General features: G+C 53.3%; 20 protein-coding genes and 1 tRNA gene. 11 read left to right on the top strand and 10 right to left on the bottom strand.

Translation table 11 applies throughout. The annotated features are described in order from the left end of the window. Window positions 1–13: 13 nt before the first annotated feature. Window positions 14–3277: an HAD-IA family hydrolase gene (locus CQ018_RS14635; RefSeq protein WP_105550764.1), complete on the bottom strand. Its 3264-nt coding sequence runs from the start codon at window positions 3275–3277 to the stop codon at window positions 14–16. Between the two features lie 474 nt (window positions 3278–3751). Here CQ018_RS14635 and CQ018_RS14640 point away from each other — a divergent pair, with 474 nt between their 5' ends. The 4 genes from CQ018_RS14640 (at window position 3752) to CQ018_RS14655 (ending at window position 8370) form a co-directional block, all read left to right on the top strand. After that, complete coding sequence (locus CQ018_RS14640) at window positions 3752–5095, top strand: ABC transporter substrate-binding protein (protein WP_105550765.1); 1344 nt, start codon at window positions 3752–3754, stop codon at window positions 5093–5095. 118 nt (window positions 5096–5213) lie between these two features. After that, a complete protein-coding gene (locus CQ018_RS14645; RefSeq protein ID WP_105550766.1) occupies window positions 5214–6347 on the top strand; it encodes a carbohydrate ABC transporter permease in 1134 nt (377 codons plus the stop codon). Further along, window positions 6347–7297, top strand: a complete 951-nt coding sequence (locus CQ018_RS14650) for a carbohydrate ABC transporter permease (RefSeq protein WP_105550767.1) — start codon at window positions 6347–6349, stop codon at window positions 7295–7297. The genes CQ018_RS14645 and CQ018_RS14650 overlap by 1 nt, the downstream gene beginning before the upstream one ends. 92 nt (window positions 7298–7389) lie before the next feature. After that, a complete protein-coding gene (locus CQ018_RS14655) occupies window positions 7390–8370 on the top strand; it encodes a hypothetical protein (RefSeq protein WP_146111924.1) in 981 nt (326 codons plus the stop codon). A gap of 17 nt (window positions 8371–8387) precedes the next feature. On the opposite strand, the gene CQ018_RS14660 is transcribed toward CQ018_RS14655, so the two are convergent. The 6 genes from CQ018_RS14660 to CQ018_RS14685 form a co-directional block, all read right to left on the bottom strand. After that, complete coding sequence (locus CQ018_RS14660) at window positions 8388–9203, bottom strand: glycerophosphodiester phosphodiesterase (RefSeq protein WP_105550769.1); 816 nt, start codon at window positions 9201–9203, stop codon at window positions 8388–8390. A 41-nt stretch (window positions 9204–9244) separates the two neighbouring features. Continuing rightward, the gene (locus CQ018_RS14665) at window positions 9245–10069 is read right to left on the bottom strand and encodes an HAD family hydrolase (protein WP_105550770.1); all 825 of its coding nucleotides are present in this window, start codon (window positions 10067–10069) and stop codon (window positions 9245–9247) included. 14 nt (window positions 10070–10083) lie between these two features. Further along, complete coding sequence (locus CQ018_RS14670; RefSeq protein ID WP_308729209.1) at window positions 10084–11022, bottom strand: carbohydrate kinase; 939 nt, start codon at window positions 11020–11022, stop codon at window positions 10084–10086. 48 nt (window positions 11023–11070) lie between these two features. Further along, complete coding sequence (locus CQ018_RS14675; protein WP_105550771.1) at window positions 11071–11874, bottom strand: S9 family peptidase; 804 nt, start codon at window positions 11872–11874, stop codon at window positions 11071–11073. After that, on the bottom strand, window positions 11874–12683 hold the full coding sequence (locus CQ018_RS14680; protein WP_105550772.1) for an enoyl-CoA hydratase/isomerase family protein: 810 nt from the start codon (window positions 12681–12683) through the stop codon (window positions 11874–11876). Before CQ018_RS14680 ends, CQ018_RS14675 begins: the two co-directional genes overlap by 1 nt. 122 nt (window positions 12684–12805) lie before the next feature. Beyond that, a complete protein-coding gene (locus CQ018_RS14685) occupies window positions 12806–13546 on the bottom strand; it encodes a substrate-binding domain-containing protein (protein WP_181149914.1) in 741 nt (246 codons plus the stop codon). A gap of 29 nt (window positions 13547–13575) precedes the next feature. Here CQ018_RS14685 and CQ018_RS14690 point away from each other — a divergent pair, with 29 nt between their 5' ends. Continuing rightward, window positions 13576–13962 carry a DUF5997 family protein gene (locus tag CQ018_RS14690; protein WP_105550774.1) on the top strand — a complete coding sequence of 129 codons (387 nt, stop codon included), beginning with the start codon at window positions 13576–13578 and terminating at the stop codon, window positions 13960–13962. 25 nt (window positions 13963–13987) lie between these two features. On the opposite strand, the gene CQ018_RS14695 is transcribed toward CQ018_RS14690, so the two are convergent. From CQ018_RS14695 to CQ018_RS14705, 3 genes are all read right to left on the bottom strand, one after another. After that, the gene (locus CQ018_RS14695; protein ID WP_105550775.1) at window positions 13988–14419 is read right to left on the bottom strand and encodes a universal stress protein; all 432 of its coding nucleotides are present in this window, start codon (window positions 14417–14419) and stop codon (window positions 13988–13990) included. A gap of 64 nt (window positions 14420–14483) precedes the next feature. Continuing rightward, window positions 14484–15179, bottom strand: a complete 696-nt coding sequence (locus CQ018_RS14700; protein ID WP_105550776.1) for a dienelactone hydrolase family protein — start codon at window positions 15177–15179, stop codon at window positions 14484–14486. 556 nt (window positions 15180–15735) lie between these two features. Continuing rightward, window positions 15736–15818, bottom strand: a tRNA-Leu gene (locus CQ018_RS14705). 284 nt (window positions 15819–16102) lie between these two features. Here CQ018_RS14705 and CQ018_RS14710 point away from each other — a divergent pair. The 6 genes from CQ018_RS14710 to CQ018_RS14735 are packed head-to-tail and all read left to right on the top strand — an operon-like array spanning window position 16103 to window position 23495. Further along, the gene (locus CQ018_RS14710) at window positions 16103–16858 is read left to right on the top strand and encodes a DUF3662 and FHA domain-containing protein (protein ID WP_105550777.1); all 756 of its coding nucleotides are present in this window, start codon (window positions 16103–16105) and stop codon (window positions 16856–16858) included. Further along, on the top strand, window positions 16855–17337 hold the full coding sequence (locus CQ018_RS14715; protein WP_105550778.1) for an FHA domain-containing protein: 483 nt from the start codon (window positions 16855–16857) through the stop codon (window positions 17335–17337). Before CQ018_RS14710 ends, CQ018_RS14715 begins: the two co-directional genes overlap by 4 nt. 2 nt (window positions 17338–17339) lie before the next feature. Continuing rightward, the gene (locus tag CQ018_RS14720) at window positions 17340–18758 is read left to right on the top strand and encodes a PP2C family serine/threonine-protein phosphatase (RefSeq protein ID WP_105550779.1); all 1419 of its coding nucleotides are present in this window, start codon (window positions 17340–17342) and stop codon (window positions 18756–18758) included. After that, window positions 18755–20173, top strand: a complete 1419-nt coding sequence (locus CQ018_RS14725; protein ID WP_105550780.1) for an FtsW/RodA/SpoVE family cell cycle protein — start codon at window positions 18755–18757, stop codon at window positions 20171–20173. The genes CQ018_RS14720 and CQ018_RS14725 overlap by 4 nt, the downstream gene beginning before the upstream one ends. Beyond that, entirely contained in the window at window positions 20170–21612 is a 1443-nt protein-coding gene (locus CQ018_RS14730) for a penicillin-binding protein 2 (RefSeq protein ID WP_105550781.1), read from the top strand. The genes CQ018_RS14725 and CQ018_RS14730 overlap by 4 nt, the downstream gene beginning before the upstream one ends. Beyond that, window positions 21609–23495, top strand: coding sequence for a protein kinase (locus CQ018_RS14735; protein WP_105550782.1), 1887 nt, complete (start codon window positions 21609–21611; stop codon window positions 23493–23495). Before CQ018_RS14730 ends, CQ018_RS14735 begins: the two co-directional genes overlap by 4 nt. Window positions 23496–23503 lie beyond the last annotated feature (8 nt).

A 23503-nucleotide genomic window follows, 5' to 3' on the forward strand; every position in this document is an offset into this window, starting at 1 on the left:
TCTCAATCATTCGTTAGTTAATACTCAGTGGCGGTTCCGCTTCCAGTTCCTCGACGGCTGTTAGCTTCCTAATACTTGAGGTCAAGGGTGAACCGTCCTCCCGCTGCATGGCAAATACGGCGTCAATTGTCGGCGCACCGGGGGTCTTGGGTCCTTGCCCTTCCAGCGGAATCTCAATGCGTGACGATTCTGGATCCAGGGTGTATTCCACACCCCGGACGTAAAAGGTCACCGGATATTCTCCCTCGGCAAGGTTCCCGGTGAGTTCGGCAGTCAAGAGCTCCGCCTGAACTTGGAATCGAATCTGGCTTTCGCGCCAACGTAAAGAAAAACTCAGCGCTCTCCAGCTTTCCGGTAACCTCGGATCAAAGCACAACTCGCCGGTATCATCGCGGAGGCCAGCAAATCCATAGACAAGAGCCGCCCAGACTCCCCCGGTTGAGGCCACATGGATTCCATCCGAAGTGTTCCCATGCAAGTTCTCCAAGTCCACGTGCAATGCATGGTCAAAGTACTCGTAGGCAAGATCCTGATAGCCCACTTCGGCAGCCAAAATAGCCTGAACCGTTGCCGAAAGTGTTGAGTCACCGGTGGTCAGAGGATCGTAATACTTGAAGTCAGCAAGCTTTTGTTCGGCGGTGAAATCCGAGGCGCGCAGCCACAAAGCAAGCACCGTATCTGCCTGTTTGAGCACCTGAAAACGGTAAATTACCAGCGGGTGATAATGCAGGAGCAATGGACGGTGTTTAGGATCGGTTCCCGGAACATCCCATACTTCCCGGTTAAGGAATCCAGCATCCTGCGGATGAATTCCAACAGATTCCGAAAACGGAATAAACATTGCTTCTGCTGCACGCGCCCATTGATGAACTTCGTCATCCGTGACCGAGAGCTCCTCACTAATCCGTGCATAATCTTCGGGGAACTCCTCTTTCAGGTACCCCATGATCCGCACCGCGTAGTTCAGATTAAAGCGCGCCATGACATTGGTGAAGGTATTGTCATTGACCACCGCCGTATATTCATCCGGGCCAGTAACTCCATGAATATGGAAAGCTGGTCCGGCCGGAGAGTCGCGCCAAAATCCAAGAGACTGCCACAGCCTAGCTGTCTCAATGACTATTTCTGCCCCACCATTGAGCATGAGCCTAGAATCTCCGCTGGCACGCACATAACGAGCCAACGAATAAACTACGTCAGCGTTGATATGATACTGGGCGGTTCCGGCAGGGTAGTAGGCGCTGGCCTCCTCACCGTTAATGGTTCTCCACGGGAAGAGGATCCCGTGCTCATTTAGTGTTGCAGCGCGGCGCCTGGCTGCCGGAATCATTGATACACGGGCGCGCAATGCGTTCCGTGCCCACTGTGGATTGGTGTAGGTCAGGAAGGGAAGCACATAGATTTCCGTATCCCAGAAGTAGTGGCCGCTGTACCCGTCTCCGGAGACACCCTTAGCCGAGATCCCCAAGCCGTCGGAACGAGCAGATGCCTGCGCCAATTGGAATAGATTCCATCGAATGGCCCGTTGTAGCAGCGGATCGGCGTCAACAAGCACGTCGGCGTGAGACCAAAATTCGGCAAGAAATTCACGTTGCTTCCAGAACAGCTCATCGGCTCCTCGTGGCACCAGGTGTTTGAGCGCACGGACACCACGGATGACCATTTCTTCGGTGCTATGTCGTCTCGAGGCGTGATACGAAGCAAATTTATCAATGTGTAGTGCCTGGTCAACGTTTAAATACACCGAAACATTAGAATCCGCGCGGGAATCAGTGATTTCATGGTGCCGCGAAATCTCCGGGTTTGCCCCGGACACCCGGATATCGTGTTGGACGGTGGTGGCCACCGACATATTGGTGCCCTTGACGTAGTAGCTTAGGGCTACAGTGTCGCCTTCTTCGTAGGTGCCCCCGGGGCGCAGGCTTTCTTCACCGTTTGTTTCGCGTTTGCGAGGATCAAATGCTGGCTCCCCGGCGTCCGATTCGGCGGGGGTTATCACCGGAGTCTCAGTGACTAGTCCAATCAACGAGGATTGCACGAAGACGTGCGCTGGTGCATCAAGTAGCCTGATACTTGTGCGGAAAACCGCTAGGTGCCGTTCGTTAAACGAAATCATTGACCTAGTGCGCACCATGACCCGGTGGCCTTCTGCGGTACGCCACAAGGTGTCGGAGATCAGCGTCCCATCCTTGAAGTCCAGGCGAAGTTCGTCTTTAAGGATTTCGGTGCGCCCAATTTCCAAGGCTTCATCATTGATGTACACACGGAAGGTCCGTGCATCGGGGGCTGCAACCATGGTTTGGCCGGTTTCTGCCAGCCCAAATGCCGATTCTGCGTGACGAATTTTCCAAGTTTCATGCAGTCCGTTTATGAACATGCCTTTGGTGCAATCACCAATGCCTAGTGAATCTCCACGCAATCCAAGGAACCCGTTACCGAGAGCAAAAATTGTCTGCTCCAGCGAATAGTCAGCGGGTCGCGGATGCTGGCGTACATAAGACCACGGATCAAGTGCCCACGCATCTCGTGCAGTTGGACCCACCAGTTCGGAAAGATCAGAAACCACGATACTGGCTCCGGAGTCCAACAACATTTCTTCAGGTTGATCACGGGCAACACCCACGACAAGACCAAAGCCGCCGGCAACACCCGCCTGGATCCCGGAGACAGCGTCCTCAATGACAACACATTCATTCACCGACCAGCCTAGGTCTCTTGCTGCAGCAATGAAGGTATCTGGCGCCGGTTTGCCCGGAAGGGAGCGTGCATCAGCCTGTAAACCGCCGATCACCACGGAAAATTCTTGCCTGAGTCCGGCGGCTTCCAAAACATCTTCGGCATTACGTGAGGATGAAACAACGGCAACATCTAGGCCGGCTTCCTGAATTTGCCTCAGGTATTCGAGGGATCCGGGGTAGGGCTGAATTCCTTGTTCGTGCAGAATGGCGCGGAAAACAGTATTTTTACGGTTCCCCAAAGCACAAATAGTCGTAAACCCTGGTTCATCGGTGTCATCGCCCCAGGGTAATTCAATCCCACGATCCGCAAGTAGCGCGGCTACGCCTTCATAACGGGGGCGACCGTCAACAAGAGCAAAATAGTCTACCTCTGTGTAAAGACGCTTCTCGCCAATAGATACGAAGAAATCGTCAAAGAGCTGCTGCCATGCTTCTCTGTGGACTTCGGCGGTTGGCGTCAGAACGCCATCAAGGTCAAAAAGCACCGCCTTGAAATCCCGGTGCCTGTACCGTGGGGCGATGATTACTGGCTTATTCATGGCTGGGTGTTTCCCTTCCGTGTTGATTCAAGAAAGCTTGCCAGCCAGTACTAGAGCATTGGCTGCTTCAGCAATTCTTGAATCATCAATGTGGGTCTTATCCCCAGCCTAGTCATGCTCACCGAATGCCAGACATAAAGCTGGCAGATATGTCTCGAAGTTTCAGTGAACTGCGATGTTTTTTCCGCTGAATCTAAGCCAAACCTTTGATATCGTTACTCGGTTGTTCCCAACCAACCCCTTGTAAAGTTCCGCGTATCTCTGCATTATGGGCACAAGGAGTGCTTAGGTCATCACAAGTCAGGCACTTTTATTCATGGGGGTCGGAACAAGTTAACCGTTGAATCTATTTGCCATCAAACGGTGCCTCGCATGCCGGGTGGCAAGGAATCACACCCAAGGTGTCATCGGTATTTTGTCCCTTTCCTTACGCAACGGCTCGAGGCATATTCGGGTCGACGGAACGGAGGATTCATGAACAAATCTCGATACGGACGGTTATTTTCTTCTGTGGCAGCTGCCGGGGCCGCGGCACTTGTTCTTGCGGGTTGTGGCGGCGGTCCGGGTGTAAGCGAAAGTAGTTCTGCACCCACCGAAACATCCGGCGGAGCTTCCGCTGCTCCGGCGGAGGTCACCATTTATGGAACCATCGCGGATGCCGAAGCCAAACTTCTTGAGCAGTCTTGGGCCGATTGGTCCAAGGAAAACAACATCACCATCAAATACGAGGCCTCAAAGGAATTTGAGACCCAGATTGCGGTTCGAGCCCAGGGCGGCAACGCACCGGATCTTGCCATATTTCCTCAACCCGGTCTATTGGGTGACCTGGCAACTCGAGGGTTCCTCAAGGCCGCCCCAGATGGCGTGAAAGCAAATGTAGCTTCCGGATGGTCCGAGGACTGGGCTAAATACGGAACTGTCGATGGGACGCTCTACGGTGCGCCGTTGATGGCAAGCGTGAAGGGCTGGGTCTGGTATTCACCTGCCGAGTTCAAAGACAAGGGCTACAAGGTGCCTACCACCTGGCAAGGATTACTCGATCTCACAGCTCAAATCGAAAAAGACAAGGGTTCGGCTCCTTGGTGCGCCGGATTTGGCTCTGGTGATGCTACGGGTTGGCCCGGAACAGACTGGATTGAAGATTTGGTCTTGCGTCAATCTGGCAAGGACGTCTATGACAAGTGGGTAGCCAACGAGGTGAAGTTCACCGATCCACAGATCAAGTCGGCGTTTGACGAGGTCGGAAAGATCTTGAAGAACCCGAAGTACGTCAATGCCGGATACGGAGATGTTGCTTCGATCAATAGCACAGCGTTTGGCGATGTGGCGGATGTATTGGTCAGTGGCAAGTGCAGTTTGCATCACCAGGCTTCGTTTTTCAGCGGGTTCATCACGGAAGCCGGCGGGACCGTTGGCCCCGATGCTGATCTCTGGGGTTTTGTTACTCCCTCGATTGATGGACAAGGTAATTCCGTGACCGGTGGTGGAGAAATCGTTGGTGCCTTCAGCGATGATCCCGCTGTCATCAAGGTTCAGGAATATCTTTCGAGCGCCGACTGGGCAAATTCAAGGGTCAAGCTCGGTGGCGTGCTGAGCGCCAACAAGGGCCTAGATCCGGCAAATGCCTCGGATCCACTGCTTCAAGAGGCGGTAAAGATCCTGCAGGATCCGGCAACCACTTTCCGCTTTGATGCTTCGGACCTGATGCCAGGCAGCGTTGGTGCCGGTTCGTTCTGGAAGGGCATGGTCGACTGGATCAACGGTTCACAGACCGATGCAGTACTCAAGCAAATTGAAAGCGGTTGGCCTTCAAGCTAGAGCTGCCGTGGTGTGGGTAGGTGTGGCTCGTCAGAGCTCCAGCTACCCACACCACGTTTTTCCTCCTATCCCCCGGCGGCGCCTCGCTTGTTGAATGTGGCATTGGTGAAAGGTACACATGTCTGGCTTCCTGCAATGGCTCAGCACCCTGCCATCGCTGCTGCAGATACCGATAATCATCGGTGTGTTCCTGGCAGTTATCGCCCTGTTGCTTTTCTTCATTGAACTCGCCCCGCGTCAAGGCAAAAAATATACAATCATTCGTCTGCTTGCGTGCATTATTTTCCCGCTCGGCATGATGCTGGCACTTGACTCGTATACTTGGGCCATCATCGGAGCAGGGCTCTTGGGCATCGTACTTTTTTGGTTAGATTATCGCTCCCGCGACGGTGCAGGATATGTTTTCCAACTCATTGGATTTCTATCTCCCGCCATCGTGCTATTGATCGCAGGACTCATAGTCCCCACCATTCAAACAACCATCCAATCATTCATGAACTCGCGAGGGACCGAGTTTGTTGGGCTGGAAAACTTCATTTGGATCTTCACTCAGCCACAGGGTGTTCGAACCGTTCTAAACACTGTTGTTTGGGTTCTTGTGGCACCCGCGATTTCCACCATCGCTGGTCTTGCCTATGCGGTATTCATTGATAAGTCACGCGGAGAGAAAGTCTTCAAAATCCTCGTGTTCATGCCCATGGCAATTTCATTCGTTGGTGCGTCGATTATTTGGCGGTTCATCTACACCGCGCGACCAATCGACCAAGCACAAATTGGATTGCTCAACCAAATTATCGTATGGCTGGGCGGCGAACCGGTGCAATTTCTCCAGGCTGAGCCATTCAACACTTTGGCCTTAATTGCGGTGCTGATTTGGGTACAAACTGGTTTTGCCATGGTTATTCTTTCGGCAGCCATCAAGGCCGTTCCTACCGAACAACTTGAGGCTGCAGAGCTTGATGGAACCAATGCGTGGCAGCGCTTTTCTAATGTCACTCTGCCAAGCATTCGCTCATCCTTGGTGGTGGTGCTCACAACTATCTCCATTGCTTCACTCAAGGTCTTTGACATTGTTCGAACCATGACCGCCGGTGCCAATGGCACCTCGGTGATTGCCAATGAGATGTACACCCAATTTCGCAACTTTGAGCAGGGCCGTTCGGCAGCTTTCGCTGTTGTGCTTTTTCTAATGGTGATGCCAATTGTCATCTACAATGCCCGGCAGATTAAGAAGCAAAGGGAGCTGCGCTAATGCCCACCGCCACCGATACTTCACCAATCAAGAAATCCTCGGTCTTGAAGAAGCAGGCTCCTCCCTTAGCTTCATTGGCTAAACGTCGGCTCACCAGCCGTTGGGCAACTCTTGCAGCGTTGATCATTGCCACGTTGTGGACCATCCCGACATTCGGGCTGCTGGTTTCTTCGGTGCGTCCAGCACAGGAGGTACGCACCACGGGCTGGTGGACAATATTCCAAAATTGGGGGATCACTACCGATAACTATTCTGCGGTGCTTCAGGCTGGCAACAGCCAGCTCAATCTTGCTGGTTCCTTCATCAACTCAATAGCCATCACCCTGCCGGCAACAATTATTCCGTTGGTCTTAGCTACTCTTGCCGCTTACGCTTTTGCTTGGATGAGGTTCCCGGGCAAAAATCTAATGTTTGTTTTGGTCTTTGCCCTACAGATCGTCCCAATTCAGATGGCTTTGGTTCCACTACTCAGGCTCTTTGCCCGCGGGGAGATCTTTGGTTATCCGGTAATCGGTGCCTTTGGTTCGGCCGGATACGCCCAAGTATGGATCGCACACACAATTTTTGCCCTACCCTTGGCCATCTTTCTCTTACATAACTTCATCGCTGAGATTCCCACTGAAATAATCGAGGCCGCGCGAGTGGACGGGGCAAGCCACGGCCAAATATTCTTTAGGATTGCGTTGCCATTAACGGCCCCCGCCATCGCGGCGTTTTCAATCTTCCAATTTCTCTGGGTATGGAACGACCTCTTGGTGGCGTTAATCTTCGCTGACGGACCGGTCGCCCCGATCACCAAACTTCTGGCGGAACTTACCGGTACTCACGGTCAAGACTGGCATCTTCTCACTGCTGGCGCATTCGTTGCCTTGATAGTTCCCCTACTCGTGTTCTTTGCGCTACAACGCTACTTTGTTCGTGGCCTGATGGCAGGTTCGGCAAAGGGTTAGACACACGAGGATAAACCGCAAACCTATGGGCATTTCCATCCTCACAGGAAAGCCAACGTTTCAATGGATACGATAGTGCGGTGGCTGAGTGGATGAGAACATGGGCAGAAGACGGATGGCGTGCAGATATCGAGACCTGGATCGATATGGCCTGCGAAACATATGCACTATCACGCATATCACCTATTGATTTGGGCAACCCGTCGATTCGTTCGATTCATGCACGGGTGCAAACAGATGCCGGGCAGCTCTATTTCAAGGCTCTAGCACCGGGCCAAATCTTTGAAGCACGATTAACTTCGGCAACGGCCGGGCTAACCCCGGCGCAGTTCGTGATGCCATTGGCCATCGACCCGGCTCGTGGCTGGATGCTAAGTTCCGATTATGGGGCAACCTTGGCTTCAATGCCGCTAACCCACGAGCTTTGGGCACGCGCTTTAGGTTCTTTGGGCAGGGCTCAAATCAATCTTATTCCCTATGAGGAGACGCTCTTTGATACGGGTCTGCAGGTCATGGATCCGACGTGGCTGCCCGAAGAGTTCAATAACGCACTCATGCTTCATGCTTCGTTGCCCCTTGATCACCCGTTAGGAATCCCGGCAAGCGACGCCGATCATGCATACAGTGCTTTGGGGGATATTGAGCAGGCCTGCACCAAGCTCTCCGAAGGCACGGTTCCCTTGTCCTTAGAACATGGTTCTTTCGATCTGAGTCGTGCTTTTGCACCGACCGAGGAGACCGCTCATTCTCGGTTGCTGAATTTGAGCAACTCACACTGGAGCCATCCATTTGCATCGCTGGCCCGTCCCATCGAACGGATGTGTATCGATTTTCGGACCACTGCCGATGATCCACGCATTATGCAGGCTATCGGTGCATATTTGGCAGAATTCGAAGAATTTGGCGCACCCGATGAACTTTACGAACTGGTGGCCCCGGCCTTGCGTATTGCCCCGCTGTTGACTCATGCGACCTGGATACGTTTGCTAGCCGATGCTGATCCGGCCGATATGATGCGTTGGGCACCAAAAGTGCTTGAACCATTGGCTCTTGTGGCTTCTTCAACTGAGTAGAAGCCCGGGTTTGGCAGTTAGCCAATATTTTGGGTTTGCGGCCAGTGGCCACGTTCTTGCATCACGGCTGCCAGTAGATCTGCCCTGTCACTCATGATTCCATCAACCCCAAGATCAAGGATTCTGTGCATATCCGTGGTTTCATTGACGACCCAAACATGTACTTGGATTCCTAGATCGTGAGCCTTATCGATAAATTTCTTGGTAACAACACGAATCTTTCCGTGAAATTCGGGGACTTGCAACGCAGCAAAATTTCCGAGGCCGCGCCGTGGCAGTGGGCTAACCTTGCTCAATAACGTTGCAGCAGCAGCTCCAATGAACCCCGGACTTGTCGCCACCGGATACTTGAGTAGTTTTTGCGCAGCAACCCTGTGTGCACCGGCAAAAGAGGCAATGAGTATCCGATCATATGCTTCATGCTTTTCAATGATTTCGGCCAGTCGAGTCGCGCTGGCGCTATCTTTGAGATCAACGTTGAAAAGTGAGTCGGGGAACATCACGAGGAGTTCTTCAAAAGTTGGGATTTTTTCTCCGGCAACCCTGAACTCTTTTAGCTGCTCGGCGCTATAGTCTTTGATTCTTCCCGGTGCCTTGGCCAAGCGCTGCAGAGTCTCATCATGAAACACCATGAGGATTCCGTCTTTGCTTGTATGCACATCCGTTTCTAAGTAACGAAAACCCAAGTCGGATGCTGCCCGGAATGCCTTGATCGTGTTTTCTTCGCTGCTCGGGGCGAAACCTCGGTGTGCAAAGGCAAGAGGCTGGCCAGCCAGTGGGCCACCTGAGACATTGAGAAGGTAGGGCACAGTTCCAACACGAGGTGAGTCCATAGTAAGTGCCCTAGCTTTCTCTAAATGACTAAGCTTTGCGGTTACGAATATTTGTTGGCTTCAAGAATTTTTTCAATAATCTGAGCCACTCCATCTTCTTCGACATCCGGTGCCCGGTAGGCTGCTGCTTCTAAGGCACTCGCGTGTCCCGAAGCCATCGCATAACCGTGGCCCGCCCACGAAAGCATTTCCAGATCATTTGGCATGTCTCCAAACGCTGCAACGTCTGCCGAAACAATTCCGAGTCCCTTAGCATAATCTGCCAACGCAACAGATTTATTAATAAGCGGATGAGCCATTTCCAATAGTGATACATCCTTGGCCGAGTGGGTCACCGTGACAAGCGAAGCAAGTTTATCGGCAACCAAGGCCAGAAATTCATCGGCATTCTTAGTTCTTGATTTGGCAAGAAATTTCACTACCCCGTGTTCAAAAAGTTCCGATGAACGTAGATTCAATGGCTCGAATCGTGAAATTAGTTCACGTTCATGGGATTCAGCAAAATCAGACTCAAGATGAAGGCCACGCGTGGTTTCGGCGGCAAATGTTGCACCAGGTTCGGCCGCCGTGATGATGTTCTTGACCTTTTGAAGAGTTGGGACATCCATGGTTTTTGACCAAATCAGCTTTTCGCTTTCGAGGTCATAGAGAACTGCACCGTTTGAACAAATAACGGTTCCCAAATGATCGAAGGCTTCACGTATCGGTGTTAACCAGCGAAATGGACGACCGGTGACAAAAACAATATGGATCCCGTGTTCTCGAGCCTTGAGGAATGCGTTGATGGTTCGCGGAGAAATTGTTCCGTCTGCACGAATGATGGTTCCGTCTAGATCACTGGCGATCAAGCGTACATTCTTGAGCATTAGCTATCTTTCAACTAAATAATTTCGGCACGGAACGGAGGGTTCGCGCCTTCACGTGAGACAGTAATTGCCGCTGCGCGTGCCGCATAGTCAAGAATCTCTTCGAGCGTTGCTACATCGAGCTTGCGGAGGTTTTCACGCCGTGCCCCACCGATCAGTTCACGATCAGCAAGGGCCGCGAGCATTGCCGCGATAAATGTATCCCCGGCACCGACGGTATCTGCAACATCAACAAGCGGGGCCGCTGCGCGAGCTGTTCCTGCTGCTACAAGCCCCCAGGGGCCTCGCGAACCATAGGTTGCAACAACCATTGCCGGGCCTAGTTCCAACCAAGCCTGGGCGGTTTCTTCAACGTTACGGTGCGGATAGAGCCATTCGAGATCAGAATCGGAGGCTCGCACGACATCGGCAAGAGCTATGAAACGTTCAACGCTGGCAACTGCCGCCGAATGATCAGTGATCAGTGAGGGGCGGATATTTGGGTCATAGGAGATTGTCGCGTGTGGTCTGGCTCTTTCAATGAGCTTCAGAACTTTTTGTGCTCCGGGTTCAACCATCGTTGCAAGTGACCCGGTATGCACCACCTGAGCTTCGGAAAGTGCCGGAGTGTCTAGGGCCAACTGGGGTAGGTCCCAGAGCAGGTCAAAGCTGTACGTTGCTGCCCCGGCCGGATCCAAGATTCCGCGTGCGGTAGAGGTCGGGTGGGAGTCCTGCCCGCAGATGTATTGCACACTGTTGGCGCTCAACTGCTGCTGAATCATCCTGCCGTATTCGTCATCGCCCCACCGGCCAATGAAGGTCACTGGATGCCCAAGTCGGGCCAGACCCACAGCAACATTCAGTGGACTGCCACCGACAAAGGAGCGGGGTGCACTGATTCCGCCCGAAAGCACGTCGACCAAGGCTTCGCCAATGACCGTTAGCACATCCTGCTCCTCTTCGATTAGTTCCAAACTTTCAATATACCGTTTATGCCCCAATGAATAGGGAGTTTTGTGAGACTACTCGCCAACAAGCATGGTAGTTTCCAACTTCTGCAGTGCCTGAATACACAAATTCCATGCTGGGTCTCCCACGGTGATCAACCCGTAATGGTCACCATCGAATTCAATGTAGTCCACACCTGCGTCAACCAACATGGCCCGCCGTGCGAATTCCCTGCCTAATTCAACGGGAACATCCTCATCAGTGCTGCCATGCAGCATCACCACGGGGATACCCAACGGTATGCGCGGCGCCGGATCAGCCCAATCCCATAGCTCAGGGGCTTCTTGTTTGTCGCATCCCATCAAGGATCTTGCTGCTCCGTTACTTAGTCCTAGGGTATCGGCAAGGCCAAGATCTAGAATTCCTGCCTGCGATATCACTGCATCGAGGCATTGTTCGCCCGGTGGAAGCGCTCCGGGTGCCAGATCCGGGAGCCTGTGCCGCCCTGCTGCCCAGAGGGCCAAGTGTCCGCCCGCCGAGTGCCCAATAGCGACCCTAGGGGCGTTCGCAATGCCCATGCTGTCAAGGGCGGTGTGTAGGACATCGATGCCCGCTGCAACATCAAGGAACGTTTGGGGCCAGCCACCGTCTCCCCCGCAGGTGCGCCGGTATTCGAGGTTCCACACCACATATCCGCGCGTATACAGATCTTGGGCCAGCGGGATCCCGAGCTCGGCCCCATATTTTTGTCTCCAAAAACCACCATGAATAATGATGACAACTGGTTTATGGGTGATCTCATCGGGGACCCACAGGTCTGCGAACTGACTGGGGTGCTCACCATAGGGGAAACGTGTTGGGTTGTAGATTGATTCCATTAGTTTCCGGGGAATTGTGGAGCACGCTTGGCCACAAAAGCACTGCGTCCTTCAACCGAATCTTGTGTTGCAAACGCCTTCATAAAGGAACGGACCTCGGCCTCAAGTCCGTCGACGGTGTTCAACCCTGCAATTTCATTTATTGCATCTTTAACGTTAGCTACTGCCGTCGGCGACTTGCCAGCAATCTCATCGATTGTGTTTTTGGCTCCATCAAGTAATGCCGGGATGTCTTCAAACACCCGGTTTACAAGCCCTATGCGTAGGGCCTCCGCCGACTTAATCCGACGTCCTGTATAGATCAGTTCACGTGCCATACCAATACCCACACGACGCTGTAATCGAACCGATCCCCCAAAGCCTGGAACCAACCCAAGGTTGACCTCTGGCTGACCGAAACTTGCATTGGCGGAGGCATAGAGGAAGTCACAAGCCATCGCCAGTTCGCAACCACCACCTAGAGCAAAACCATTCACTGCCGCAATGACAGGCACCGGCAATGCTTCAAGGGCCAGTGTTACTTGGTGCATGCGCCGACCGTAGGCGGCAGCAGCATCCGAATCCATGGAATGCATCTCAACAATATTTGCGCCCGCCACAAACGCTTTTTCACCGGCTCCGGTGATGATCACGCCGTGCACCGGCCACGCAGCATCGGTACCGATCGAGCCAAGGACGGTGGTAAGCGTGTACAGGTCTTCAACCACTGCTGCAGCAAGTGCATTTAAAGATTCTGGCTGGTTGACGGTGACCAGCAGTGCATTACCCTGCTGTTCAACGAGCAATGTTTGATACGTTCCGAATTCCACGTGCACTCCCTTGTGATAGCTGTCTCATTCCAGCGTCTCACGAGTCGGTCATCTAGGTGGATTCCGTCCGTAAGTGTTAAATACCATTAGCTCATCAATAGCTGACCAGACTCCAGGGGAATCTAGCGCCTGCCGCGTTTAGCCGCCGGACGCTTTCCGTGACGTGCTACAGACTTCTTCTTAGCTTCTGCCTTCTTAACGGCCTTGGCCTGTTCCGATTGGGCACTTTGCCTGCGCTTGCGGGCAATTTCGGCTTCTTCTTGCTGCTTTTGAGCCACCGAAGCCTGGCGTGAAGAGTTGGCACCGCGTCCGCGAACCACACCAATAAATTCATCGATCACCGGATCCGTTGGGTCGTCCCCTTGTGGGGCAAGCCAAGCAATACCAATGCTGGTGGTTTGAACATCCGACAGTTCCTTATGAATGACATCTTTACGGTGATGTAACCGAGCCACACTCAGCGGTAGCTGCAAGAGACCGGCACCGGAAGAACACACTTCCATTGCCATGGCGATGCCACCAACGTCTTGCGGATAATCGGCTAGATCCAAAAACGTTTGATCTGCTAAATCCGCAGGGGTGATTGGCTCATCAAAAAGCTCAAGGTCGCTTTCCTTGGCGCCGCAAATAACCGGCTGCTCTTCATAGAGCGGAATCACATGGATTGCGGGTGTTTTGGGCGATGTTCCGGTGGGGAACCTCACGAAAACTACATCGGACTCTCCGCCACCGAGACGGTCAAGAATCCCCTCAGAGTCGTAGCGCAGCGCCGTTAAAGGGGTCTGCGAATAGCGTTCGTTCCAGCGCGTAAGCCATTTGCCGGGGGTGACTCCCGGTACATAGGCAATTTTTAGTCCTACCACTACCCCAGCGTACCGGTACGCTTGAAGATATGAGTGAGAAAACCCCACAGAGCATGAAGCCGGCTACTGCCGCAAAGAAATTAGGCATCTACCTGCTGGCCGCTCCGGCCGAGTTCCAGGAAGGCTCGGTCACCCGAGCTCAATACAATGATTTGCTGGCCAACCCGCCTGCCTGGTTGGAAGAATTGCGTGCCAATGGCCCGCACCCGCGCCCGGTAGTTGCACACAAACTAAATGTTTCAATCTCGGGTCTTGCTCGTGCCGAGGTTACCGAGGCACTGACCACTGCAGAGATCGAAGCCTTGTTGGCAGATCGCCCCGAGTGGTTGCAGCAGGAACGCGCCTCATTGGCAGCAGTTCGTGCTGAGGAAAAGCGTGTGCGTGATGCTGCGGCCGCCAAGGGCGACCGCAGCTAATCACACTATTGTTTTACTGCGGTGTCTACTTCACGGTCTTGACGATGTAGACATCGCAAGGTGCTGCGTGAGCCACGGAGGTGGCCACGGAGCCAAGCACACGGCCTAGACCCTTCATGCCAACGTTGCCAACCACGATCAGTGAAGCGTTCAGACGTTCTGCCTCGGAAACCAAAACTTCCTGTGGCTTGCCGTGTGCAGCTGCGGCGCTAACCTTGGCTGCTGGCTCGGTCAGGCGAAGCGAAGCTGCACACTGCTCGGCGAGCTTTTCAGCCTGCTCGGCGTCATCAAGAATCCAGGTGTCAGTACCGATCTTGACGACCTCGGTGTTATCCGATGCGTGTGCGGTAACTACTACGAGTTCCGCATCCATGTTCACTGCAATGCGAGCTGCGCGTTCTGCCGCACGCTGTGCCGTGTCACTGCCGTCTACGCCAACGATGATGGTTTCTGCCATGTTCTAACGCTCCTTGTTTTTGTTGCCGCTTGTGACGGCGGGGTGTGATTGGTAAATCTCGTTATTAAACGTTCTCTTTGAGGAATTTCATTGCACGGCTCCAGGCCAGCTTTGCAGCATCCTCACGGTAGTTGCCCGCCGGGTTCTGATCATTATGGAACGCATGTGCCGCATCATAATAATAAAACGTGACTTCGGCGCCAGATTCTTCACGAATCTGTTGCTCCTGGGCGCGTGCCTGGTCTACCGGGTAAAAGCCATCATGTTCAGCGTAATGACCCTGAACTGCCGCACTAAGACCCGTATAGCTCTCGGGGACCCCTTGGCCTACTCCGTAGAACGGAACCGCTGCGGAAATCTTTTCGCCCTGTTGGGCTGCTAGGGCTAGGACAAATCCGCCGCCCATACAGAATCCAATGGTTCCTACCTTGGTGTTGGTCACAGCATCCAGGGATAAGAGGTAATCAACGGCGCCGGCAAGTAGGTCGGCGCCGGTTTCCGCGGGGAGATTGCCCATCATCTGGGCGGCTTCGTCCCCATCGTGGGTAATCCATCCACCGAAGAGATCCGGTGCTAAGGCGACAAATCCTTCGGCCGCCAAACGATCTGCAACATCGCGAATGTGGTCGGTTAGGCCCCACCATTCTTGAACCACAATGATTCCGGGGCCTGTTCCGCTCTCTGGCACGGCTAAATAGCCATGCGCGGTCTGCCCCTTAGATGGGAATGAAACATTCTGATGCGGTGTCTTAGACGCCATATTCGATTGCCCCTGTCCTACTTGTACGTCGTGACGTTGAAAAGCTTGAACATCCTCAGTCTATGCATCAATTCATTGACTTTGGCCCCAAACCGCAGGTTTTCAGCGCTTCTCACACAAGTGTTTTGATCACATAGGCACCAAAAATTGCTTGCGACGGGCCCCACTGAGTTCTAAGACTTGGCGTTCACACACATTTTAAGTCGCTCCGCATGTGATCCAGGATGGATCACCGGTGCGCACTTTTTCGATCCAATAACTATGACCATGGGATAGAACCGTGTACAGGGTGTTATCTGAGTGCTGCTTTTCTAGTGTTGCTTCCTTGTCCACGGCAGCGTTAGGATCCGCAACCTCGGACAAGCGTTAAAGAGTTATTTAGGGCTCGTCGGAGAGGAGAATGGTGAAATTTTCCCCTTGAGTTAGCTGGCAAGTTCCTGAATGCATTGGCTATAGCAAAGTACAGGTTCCGTAAACGCCCATATTTCCATGGGCACTCTTGAATCACACGCAAAAGATCCCCGGTCATCAGACCGGGGATCTTTTATCTAATATGTGCGCGAGGGGGGACTTGAACCCCCACGCCCTTGCGAGCACTGGCACCTGAAGCCAGCGCGTCTACCATTCCGCCACTCGCGCATATTCACTTTTGCGGCTTAGCCATTGGCTTTAGCAGCGTGAACAATCATATACATGAGATGCCGCGGATTACTAATCGAGAGCGCACCTGTGATCAGTGACACCATCGTGCAACCAAAAATACTGGTGGTTCGTTGCACAAATGAGGGCAATTTTAAGCACATTTCTGCCCAGTTTTAGGCAAGACCAGTAGTATCAATCATGGTGTAGAGCATCAATCATCAACACCGGGTTGTCTCCCAAGGAGGCAATCGAACGAATGGAACCAAGGAGGGAGCGAAGCAATGGGTCTGATCGACAATGTTGAACGCGGGCTAGAGAAGCTTGTTACTAGCGTATTCCGTGGCGCTGGCGGCTCAGAAGTAAAACCCGTTGAAATTGCTACCCGACTACGCAATTCCATGGATGCCAAGTCCTTGACGATTTCTCAAGAACGTACATTGGCTCCCAACAGTTTTATGGTTCGCCTTTCCGAGTCAGACTTCGCGAAGGCTCGCGAATGGGGTTCCCCGCTGGCTCAGGAACTATGCTCCATTGCCATGGAACATGCCAAGAGCCAGGGCTACACCCTGCAAGGCGGCATTGAAGTGAACTTTCGCAAAGATATTGAACTTAGGAGCGGGGTTTTTGAAGTTGATGCAACCACATCCGAGTCGAATCCTGCGGGACCACGTTTAACGCCCGCGGCACCGCCGGCACCAGCTGCACCCCCCACCCCGCCACAAGAACCGGCAAAGTTGCTACCGGTTCTCGATATTGCAGGTCAGCGTTATGCTCTGAACCACGCAAACATCGTGTTGGGACGCTCGGCGGAAGCCGATATCCCTATCGAAGATCCCGGCGTTTCCCGCAAGCATCTTAAAATTGAGCAGCGCGGAACTACCAGCTGGGCTGTTGATCTGGGCTCCACCAATGGAAGCTTCGTCAATGGTCAGCGTGTTGTTGGCGAGGCAGAGCTCTTGGATGGTTCAAATATTGCGATGGGACAAACCCGCATCGTCTTTAGACTCTTACCCCAAGCACAAGGAGGGCGCGCGTGAACGATCTCGTCTTCACCGTCCTACGCCTAGGATTCTTGATTCTGCTGTGGCTACTTGTCCTGAGCATCGTTGGGGCACTACGCCGCGACCTTGCAATCGGCCGCAAAGCACGCACCGGCACACCTACAGCACGTGAAATCCGTAAGAATCCCGAGCTGACTCCCCAGCCGGAGGCTCCAGCTAAGCAGCAGGCCTCCACCTTGGTGATTCTTGAGGGACCCTTGGCAGGCCTCGAACATCAGCTGACCGCCAGTCCAATTTTGCTCGGGCGTGCGCAAGAAGCCACGATCGTGCTCGAAGATGACTATGCTTCGGGCCGTCACGCGCGCCTGTTTCCTCAAGGAACTCGCTGGTTCATTGAGGATCTCGGATCGACCAACGGAACATTCCTTGGCGAAAACCAATTGACTAGGGCACAACCCGTTGAGCTCGGACAAAAGATCAGAATCGGTAAAACCGTCATGGAGCTGAGGGTCTAAGCATGGCGTTAGTGCTCAAGTTTGCGGCGCGCAGCGATGTTGGCAAAGTTCGCTCGAAAAATGATGACTCGGCCTATGTTGGGCGCTACCTTGCGGTAGTTGCCGACGGCATGGGAGGACACGTTGGTGGCGATGTCGCCAGCGCTTCGACGGTACTGGATTTGGTTCATCTAGATGTTCCAGATACCAAGGATCCCGAAACTGTCCTGCCCGATGAAATTCAGGCCGCAAATTTGGTCCTCAATGAATTGGTTAACGCCAACCCCAAGCTTTCGGGCATGGGCACCACGGTGACTGCCATGTTGTTGACCGGGGATGTACTGCAATTTGCTCATATTGGTGATTCACGTGCTTATAGGCTCAAAGACGATGTTTTTGAGCAAGTAAGCCACGACCATACCTTTGTGCAGCGACTTGTAGATGAGGGTCGGATCCGCCCCGAAGAGGCCGAGCTACACCCACACAAGAACGTTCTGCTACGGGTCCTTGGCGATTCTGATGCCAGCCCAGAACTCGATGTCAATAAATACCAGGTCAAGGCCGGGGAACGTTGGATGTTGTGTTCCGATGGCCTGAATGCCGTGGTTCCCGATTCAATCACCGAACGGATTATTCGCGGTACGGCATCGCTTGAGGAAACAGCAAACGATCTTGTAGAGACAACTCTGGCTCACGGCTCTCCGGATAATGTCACGATTGTTGTCTTTGAAGTTGTTGAAGAAGAGTCCCTTCTTGAACCGGCGCCCTTCACTAGCGAAGAACCAGTGATCGAGCCCGCTCCCGATACCGGACAGCTCAGTATTGCTGCCGAGGGTGATATCGAGGCAAGTGCTGCGCTCATCCGCCATGAAATGAGCAAGCGACCTCATCTTCTGGTCGGTGCCGCTCAGCTTGCCACGGAAACCGGAAAAATCCCTGTTGTTACTCAACGCTCGGGCGAAAAACGGGCCGCAGCAATTCTTACGCACAAGGCTCCAGAATCTTCCCCGATTTCCATCGAGGATCTAGAACCCGATGCTCCCAAGCAAAGACGATGGCTCGTTCCTGCATTTTTGTCCTTGATGACTCTCATTCTTGCTGCGGTATGTGTCTGGGGCTATCTCTGGACCCAAACTCAATACTTCGTTGGTACCGAAGCTGGGAAGGTTGCTATCTTCAAGGGAGTTTCCCAAGATCTTGGCCCCATCAAGCTTTCAAAGGTAGATGCTGTCACCGAGATTCCACTCGATGCACTGCCCGAATACACGCGTCAGCGCATTGAATCCTCGCTTCCCGCCAAGGATCTCGCCCATGCTCAGACGATTGTCAACGAACTCACCGTGACTGCGAAGCAAAACTGTCCGGTAATGGTTCCGGAGAATCCAAACTCCCCACAAACATTGCCCGCCTTACCCTCCTACTGTCAGGAGATCTCCCCATGAGCGAACTAGAAACTTCACCGGTTTCCCGGCGCAACATGGAATTGTTGCTTCTTCTATTAGCCCTTATCGTTTCAATGGGCGCGTACTACTTAGTTGGTGTCAACAGCGATCAAGGATTAAACCAAGACTTCATCACTCAAGGACTTTTCCTTGCGGGTCTTTCCTTGGTTTTCCATGTGGTCCTGCGCATTTGGGCTAAATATGCAGATCCGGTAATACTCCCGGTCGCCGTTGCGCTCAACGGTATTGGTTTGGCAATGATCCACAGGATCGACTTGGCCAAGATTTCTAGCGATAGCAACCAGGCAGGGCGGCAGATCCTGTGGACAGGCGTTGCGATGGTCATTGCCATGGTGACCCTCTGGGCAATTCGTGATCATCGAATTCTGCGTAGATTTACCTATATTGCGCTCGCTGCTTCAGTTGTCCTGTTGCTGCTCCCCTTGATCCCCGGGTTTGGCGTGATCCTCAACGGTGCGCGAATCTGGGTTCGTATAGGTAATAGTCTTTCCTTTCAGCCTGGCGAACTTGCCAAGATCACTCTTGCTATATTCTTTGCCGGCTATCTTTCGGCGAATCGTGAGCTAATCCTGCTTGCCGGAAAGAAGATCGGTCCGCTCCAGCTTCCACGAGCCCGCGATTTAGGACCAATGATCGTTGCTTGGCTCGTGAGCATCGGAGTTTTGGTGGTCCAACGAGATTTGGGGTCCTCGATCCTGTTCTTCGGCCTCTTCATGGTCATGATCTACGTAGCAACTGCGCGCGTGAGCTGGATCGTCATTGGCATGTCAATGCTTGTTGCTGGCGGTGTCTTTGCGTACCTCACCATGAGCCACGTAACCCGACGCATCGATGGCTGGATCAATGCGTTTGACCCAGAAATTTATAATGCGATAGGTGGTAGCCGACAGATCGTTGAGGGTCTCTTTGGTCTCGCCAACGGTGGGTTAGTTGGTACCGGTCTTGGTAATGGAAGCCCCTATATGGTTCCTTTGGCCAATAGTGACATGATCGTCGCGTCGCTTGGCGAAGAACTAGGACTCATCGGCCTCACAGCAATCGTGTTGTTGTTCTTGATCCTCATTAGCCGTGGAATGCGCGCAGCATTGGGTTCGCGTGATTCGTTTGGCAAATTGCTGGCCGCCGGGTTCTCCTTCACGATTGGTTTGCAGTGCTTCGTGGTCATTGGCGGCGTGACCCGTCTAATCCCCCTAACCGGGTTAACAACACCGTTCATGGCAGCCGGTGGTTCCTCTCTGCTTTCAAACTGGATTATTGTCGCCCTGTTGCTCTTAATTTCACATAATTCTCGACGTCCCATGACCGCTGGAGTTTCGGCTACCGCGGAGGTTGCCACCAAGGCACCGGATCATTCACGAGGACTACTCAGTGCACGAAAGGAGTCACAGCGATGAACCAAGCAATTCGTAACACCTGGATTGCAGTCATGTTGCTCTTTGTCTTGTGCTTAGGCGCCTTGTCGTACGTTCAGTTCTTCAATTCCAAAAACCTCAATGAGAACGCGTTGAATAAACGTCAGCTCTTCAGAGATTTTGATCTTCCACGCGGTGCCATTCTTGTTGATGGCAAACCCATTGCCGAGTCTGTTCCATCGGACGGCCAGTTTAAGTACCAGCGTGTGTATAAGGATCCGAATCTTTATGCGCATCTGACTGGCTTCTATTCCTTGGCCAATGGCTCCACTCAGCTTGAATCGGTAATGAACCCCGAACTGACGGGTAAGAGTCAGGATCAGTTCTTCGACAGAATTATTAATCTTGTCTCTGGCAAGGAAAATGAGGGTGCCTCGGTTGAGCTCACCATCGATGGCAAGCTGCAGAAGTTTATTTACGATCTGATTCCTGACGGGACACAAGGTTCAATCATTGTTTCCGAACCTAAGACCGGAAATATTTTGGCTATGGCTTCAAAGCCGAGCTACGATACCAACCTTTTGGCGGTTCATAGCTCAAAACAGGCCGCGGCAAACATGAAGAAACTCATCGCCGAGAACCCGAAACTGAATCTTTATCGAAACCCTGCAATCTCTAACATCATGAATCCTGGCTCCTCGTTCAAGATATTGGACCTGGTGGCAGGGCTTGAATCCGGCAAATACAACGCCGAGACGGTGCTAGATAACCCGGAGAGCATCACCGACCCGGTGAAGATGACCAACTTTAACGAAGGTATCTGCGCATCAAAGCCCGAGGCCACGCTCAGTTTCATCGTCGCGCAGAGCTGTAACACTCCCTTTGCCTTGATGAGCAAGGAACTGGGGCGTGAAGCGTATGAAAACGTCACCGAACGCTTTGGCTTTGGGCAGCAGCTAAATATTCCATTGAAGGTTCAGCCGAGTGTTTTCCCACCGAACATGACTCCGGGAGAACTCGCACAGGCTTCCATTGGCGGGTTCGATGTTATGACAACGGCCCTGCAAATGAACATGGTTGCTATGGGTATCGCCAATGATGGAGTCATCATGGAACCAAATCTGGTCAAGCGCGTCATTGCCCCGGATCTCAAGGTTCTTTCCGAGGCGAAACCCAAGGAATTTAGCACGGCTACCTCCAAGGAAATCGCGGATCAGATCACCGATCTAATGCGTGGCCCGGTCAAGACCGGAACCGCGAAGCGGGCCGCTGTGCCAGGCCTCGATATTGCTGCTAAGACCGGCACCGCAACACTCGGTAAGGGCGCTGCCGAAGTGAACTCGTGGATCACCGGGTTTGCCCCGGCAGATGATCCACAAGTTGCTATAACTATTGTTTTTGAACGAATTGATTATTCGACTGGCTCGTCACTGACCAGTCCCAACATGAAGAAGATTCTAGAGGCGGTGTTCAACCAGTGAGGCCAATTTCCGGTATCACCCTGGGCGGGCGATACAAATTGACCGACCGTATTGCCATTGGCGGTATGGGTGAGGTGTGGAGGGCACGGGACCAGGTCCTTGGCCGTCTGGTAGCAATCAAGATCCTCAAGGAGGAATACACCGGGGATCCCGGATTCCTCCAACGATTCCGCGTTGAGGCCCGGCATACTGCCCTGTTGAACCACAATGGTATCGCCAGCGTCTTTGACTACGGTGAAGAAGAAGGCTCAGCCTATTTGGTCATGGAACTCGTTCCGGGTCAGCCGCTGTCTACAATCATCGAGCGCGAGCGTGTGCTCTCCCCTGACCGCACTCTGTCGATTATTTCGCAGACCGCCAAGGCACTTGCCGCGGCACACGTGCAGGGACTCGTGCACCGCGATGTGAAGCCGGGAAATATTCTTGTGCTTCCCGACGGCCGCGTGAAAATCACCGACTTCGGTATCGCTCGCATTGCCGACCAGGTACCGCTGACCGCAACCGGTCAGGTCATGGGAACCGCACAGTATCTTGCTCCGGAGCAGGCAACTGGACAGCAGGCAACCGGTAGCTCGGACATCTATGCCCTGGGCGTTATTGGTTATGAGCTTTTGGCTGGTCGACGACCCTTCACCGGTGAATCTCAGATTGCCATTGCGTTGGCTCAGGTTAATGACGCACCACCACCACTTCCGGAATCAATCCCGGAATCCGTGCGTGCGCTTGTCATGTCCATGCTCGCCAAGGATCCTTCCGATCGTCCCGCCGACGCCGAGGCTCTGGCGGTTGCCGCCGATGCGATTCGTTCTGGAAACCCCGAAACAGCAACCATGGCAGTACCTGGCATGTTGCTCTTCACCGGATCGGATGCAGCGACTCAGGCGCTTGGGCAGACACCCGCCGCGGGGGATCAGACCGTTGCTTTTGAACCGGTAGACCAAACGATTTCTGCTCCTGCTCCGGCAACTAATGCAATGCCGCAGATCCCTGTCGCGGATTCGGAACCGACACAGGCACAGAACTTTGATTCATTACTCGGTGCTTCACAGCCCTGGGAACCCGATGAAGAACCAGTCTACGAAGAGGCTGACCGCCGTACTCCTGCAACTAAGCGTCGTAGTCCCTGGACTACACCGCTGATTGTCTTGTTGGTCTTGGTAGTTGTTGCAATTGTTGGCGCCCTCATGTTGCCAATACTCACCGGCAATAAGACTCCCAGCGAGTCCACGCCGCCTCCGGCAAGCAGTATCAGCAGCTCACCCACGGAATCTAGCGAAACGCCCTCCGAGTCTCCTTCGCAGTCACCTTCCCCGAGCACCACTGCCCCAAGCACTACAGCACCTGCAACAGTTGATGTGAATAGGGCCTCGTATGTTGGACGCGACGTGGAAACCGCTGCACAGAAGCTTCGCGATCTTGGCTTTGAAGTTTCAACTGTGACAGTTCCGAACAACAGCAAACTTGGAACGGTGATTGATATCAGTCCCACCGGTGCGCAACCTGCCGGATCCAAAATTACGCTGACGGTTTCCGAAGGGATGCTTACGGTTCCGAATATTGTTAAGGCTCAGCAGGCCGCTGCCGTTGCAGAGCTCAAGGCAGCCGGTCTTCAGGCAAGTCTTGGATCCTCCATTCACAATTCCTTACCTGCCGGTACCGTGCTGAGTCAGGACCCCGTAGCAGGCACCAATGTGGAGCCAGGCACGGTCGTCACGTACGTAATATCACTTGGTCCAGAGACTGTTTCGGAGAAACCGAGCCAGTCGCCAACCGAATCGACGGCGCCTAGCACCGATAGCTCCGATCCGGATGCCGGAATTCCTGGTGGAGTCATCAAAGATAAGCCAGTTACTACGCCGACTACCCAATCAACGGGCCAGTAAATGCTGAA

This window comes from Arthrobacter sp. MYb227, assembly GCF_002975435.1.
GTDB lineage: Bacteria > Actinomycetota > Actinomycetes > Actinomycetales > Micrococcaceae > Paeniglutamicibacter.

Bases quoted from the DNA above. Each gene is read 5' to 3' on its own strand.
- CQ018_RS14655 (WP_146111924.1), top strand. From the start codon at position 7,390: ATGAGAACATGGGCAGAAGACGGATGGCGTGCAGATATCGAGACCTGG.
- CQ018_RS14650 (WP_105550767.1), top strand. From the start codon at position 6,347: ATGCCCACCGCCACCGATACTTCACCAATCAAGAAATCCTCGGTCTTG.
- CQ018_RS14675 (WP_105550771.1), bottom strand. From the start codon at position 11,874: ATGGAATCAATCTACAACCCAACACGTTTCCCCTATGGTGAGCACCCC.
- CQ018_RS14710 (WP_105550777.1), top strand. From the start codon at position 16,103: ATGGGTCTGATCGACAATGTTGAACGCGGGCTAGAGAAGCTTGTTACT.
- CQ018_RS14690 (WP_105550774.1), top strand. From the start codon at position 13,576: ATGAGTGAGAAAACCCCACAGAGCATGAAGCCGGCTACTGCCGCAAAG.
- CQ018_RS14725 (WP_105550780.1), top strand. From the start codon at position 18,755: ATGAGCGAACTAGAAACTTCACCGGTTTCCCGGCGCAACATGGAATTG.
- CQ018_RS14720 (WP_105550779.1), top strand. From the start codon at position 17,340: ATGGCGTTAGTGCTCAAGTTTGCGGCGCGCAGCGATGTTGGCAAAGTT.
- CQ018_RS14660 (WP_105550769.1), bottom strand. From the start codon at position 9,203: ATGGACTCACCTCGTGTTGGAACTGTGCCCTACCTTCTCAATGTCTCA.
- CQ018_RS14695 (WP_105550775.1), bottom strand. From the start codon at position 14,419: ATGGCAGAAACCATCATCGTTGGCGTAGACGGCAGTGACACGGCACAG.
- CQ018_RS14645 (WP_105550766.1), top strand. From the start codon at position 5,214: ATGTCTGGCTTCCTGCAATGGCTCAGCACCCTGCCATCGCTGCTGCAG.
- CQ018_RS14665 (WP_105550770.1), bottom strand. From the start codon at position 10,069: ATGCTCAAGAATGTACGCTTGATCGCCAGTGATCTAGACGGAACCATC.
- CQ018_RS14730 (WP_105550781.1), top strand. From the start codon at position 20,170: ATGAACCAAGCAATTCGTAACACCTGGATTGCAGTCATGTTGCTCTTT.
- CQ018_RS14640 (WP_105550765.1), top strand. From the start codon at position 3,752: ATGAACAAATCTCGATACGGACGGTTATTTTCTTCTGTGGCAGCTGCC.
- CQ018_RS14700 (WP_105550776.1), bottom strand. From the start codon at position 15,179: ATGGCGTCTAAGACACCGCATCAGAATGTTTCATTCCCATCTAAGGGG.
- CQ018_RS14635 (WP_105550764.1), bottom strand. From the start codon at position 3,277: ATGAATAAGCCAGTAATCATCGCCCCACGGTACAGGCACCGGGATTTC.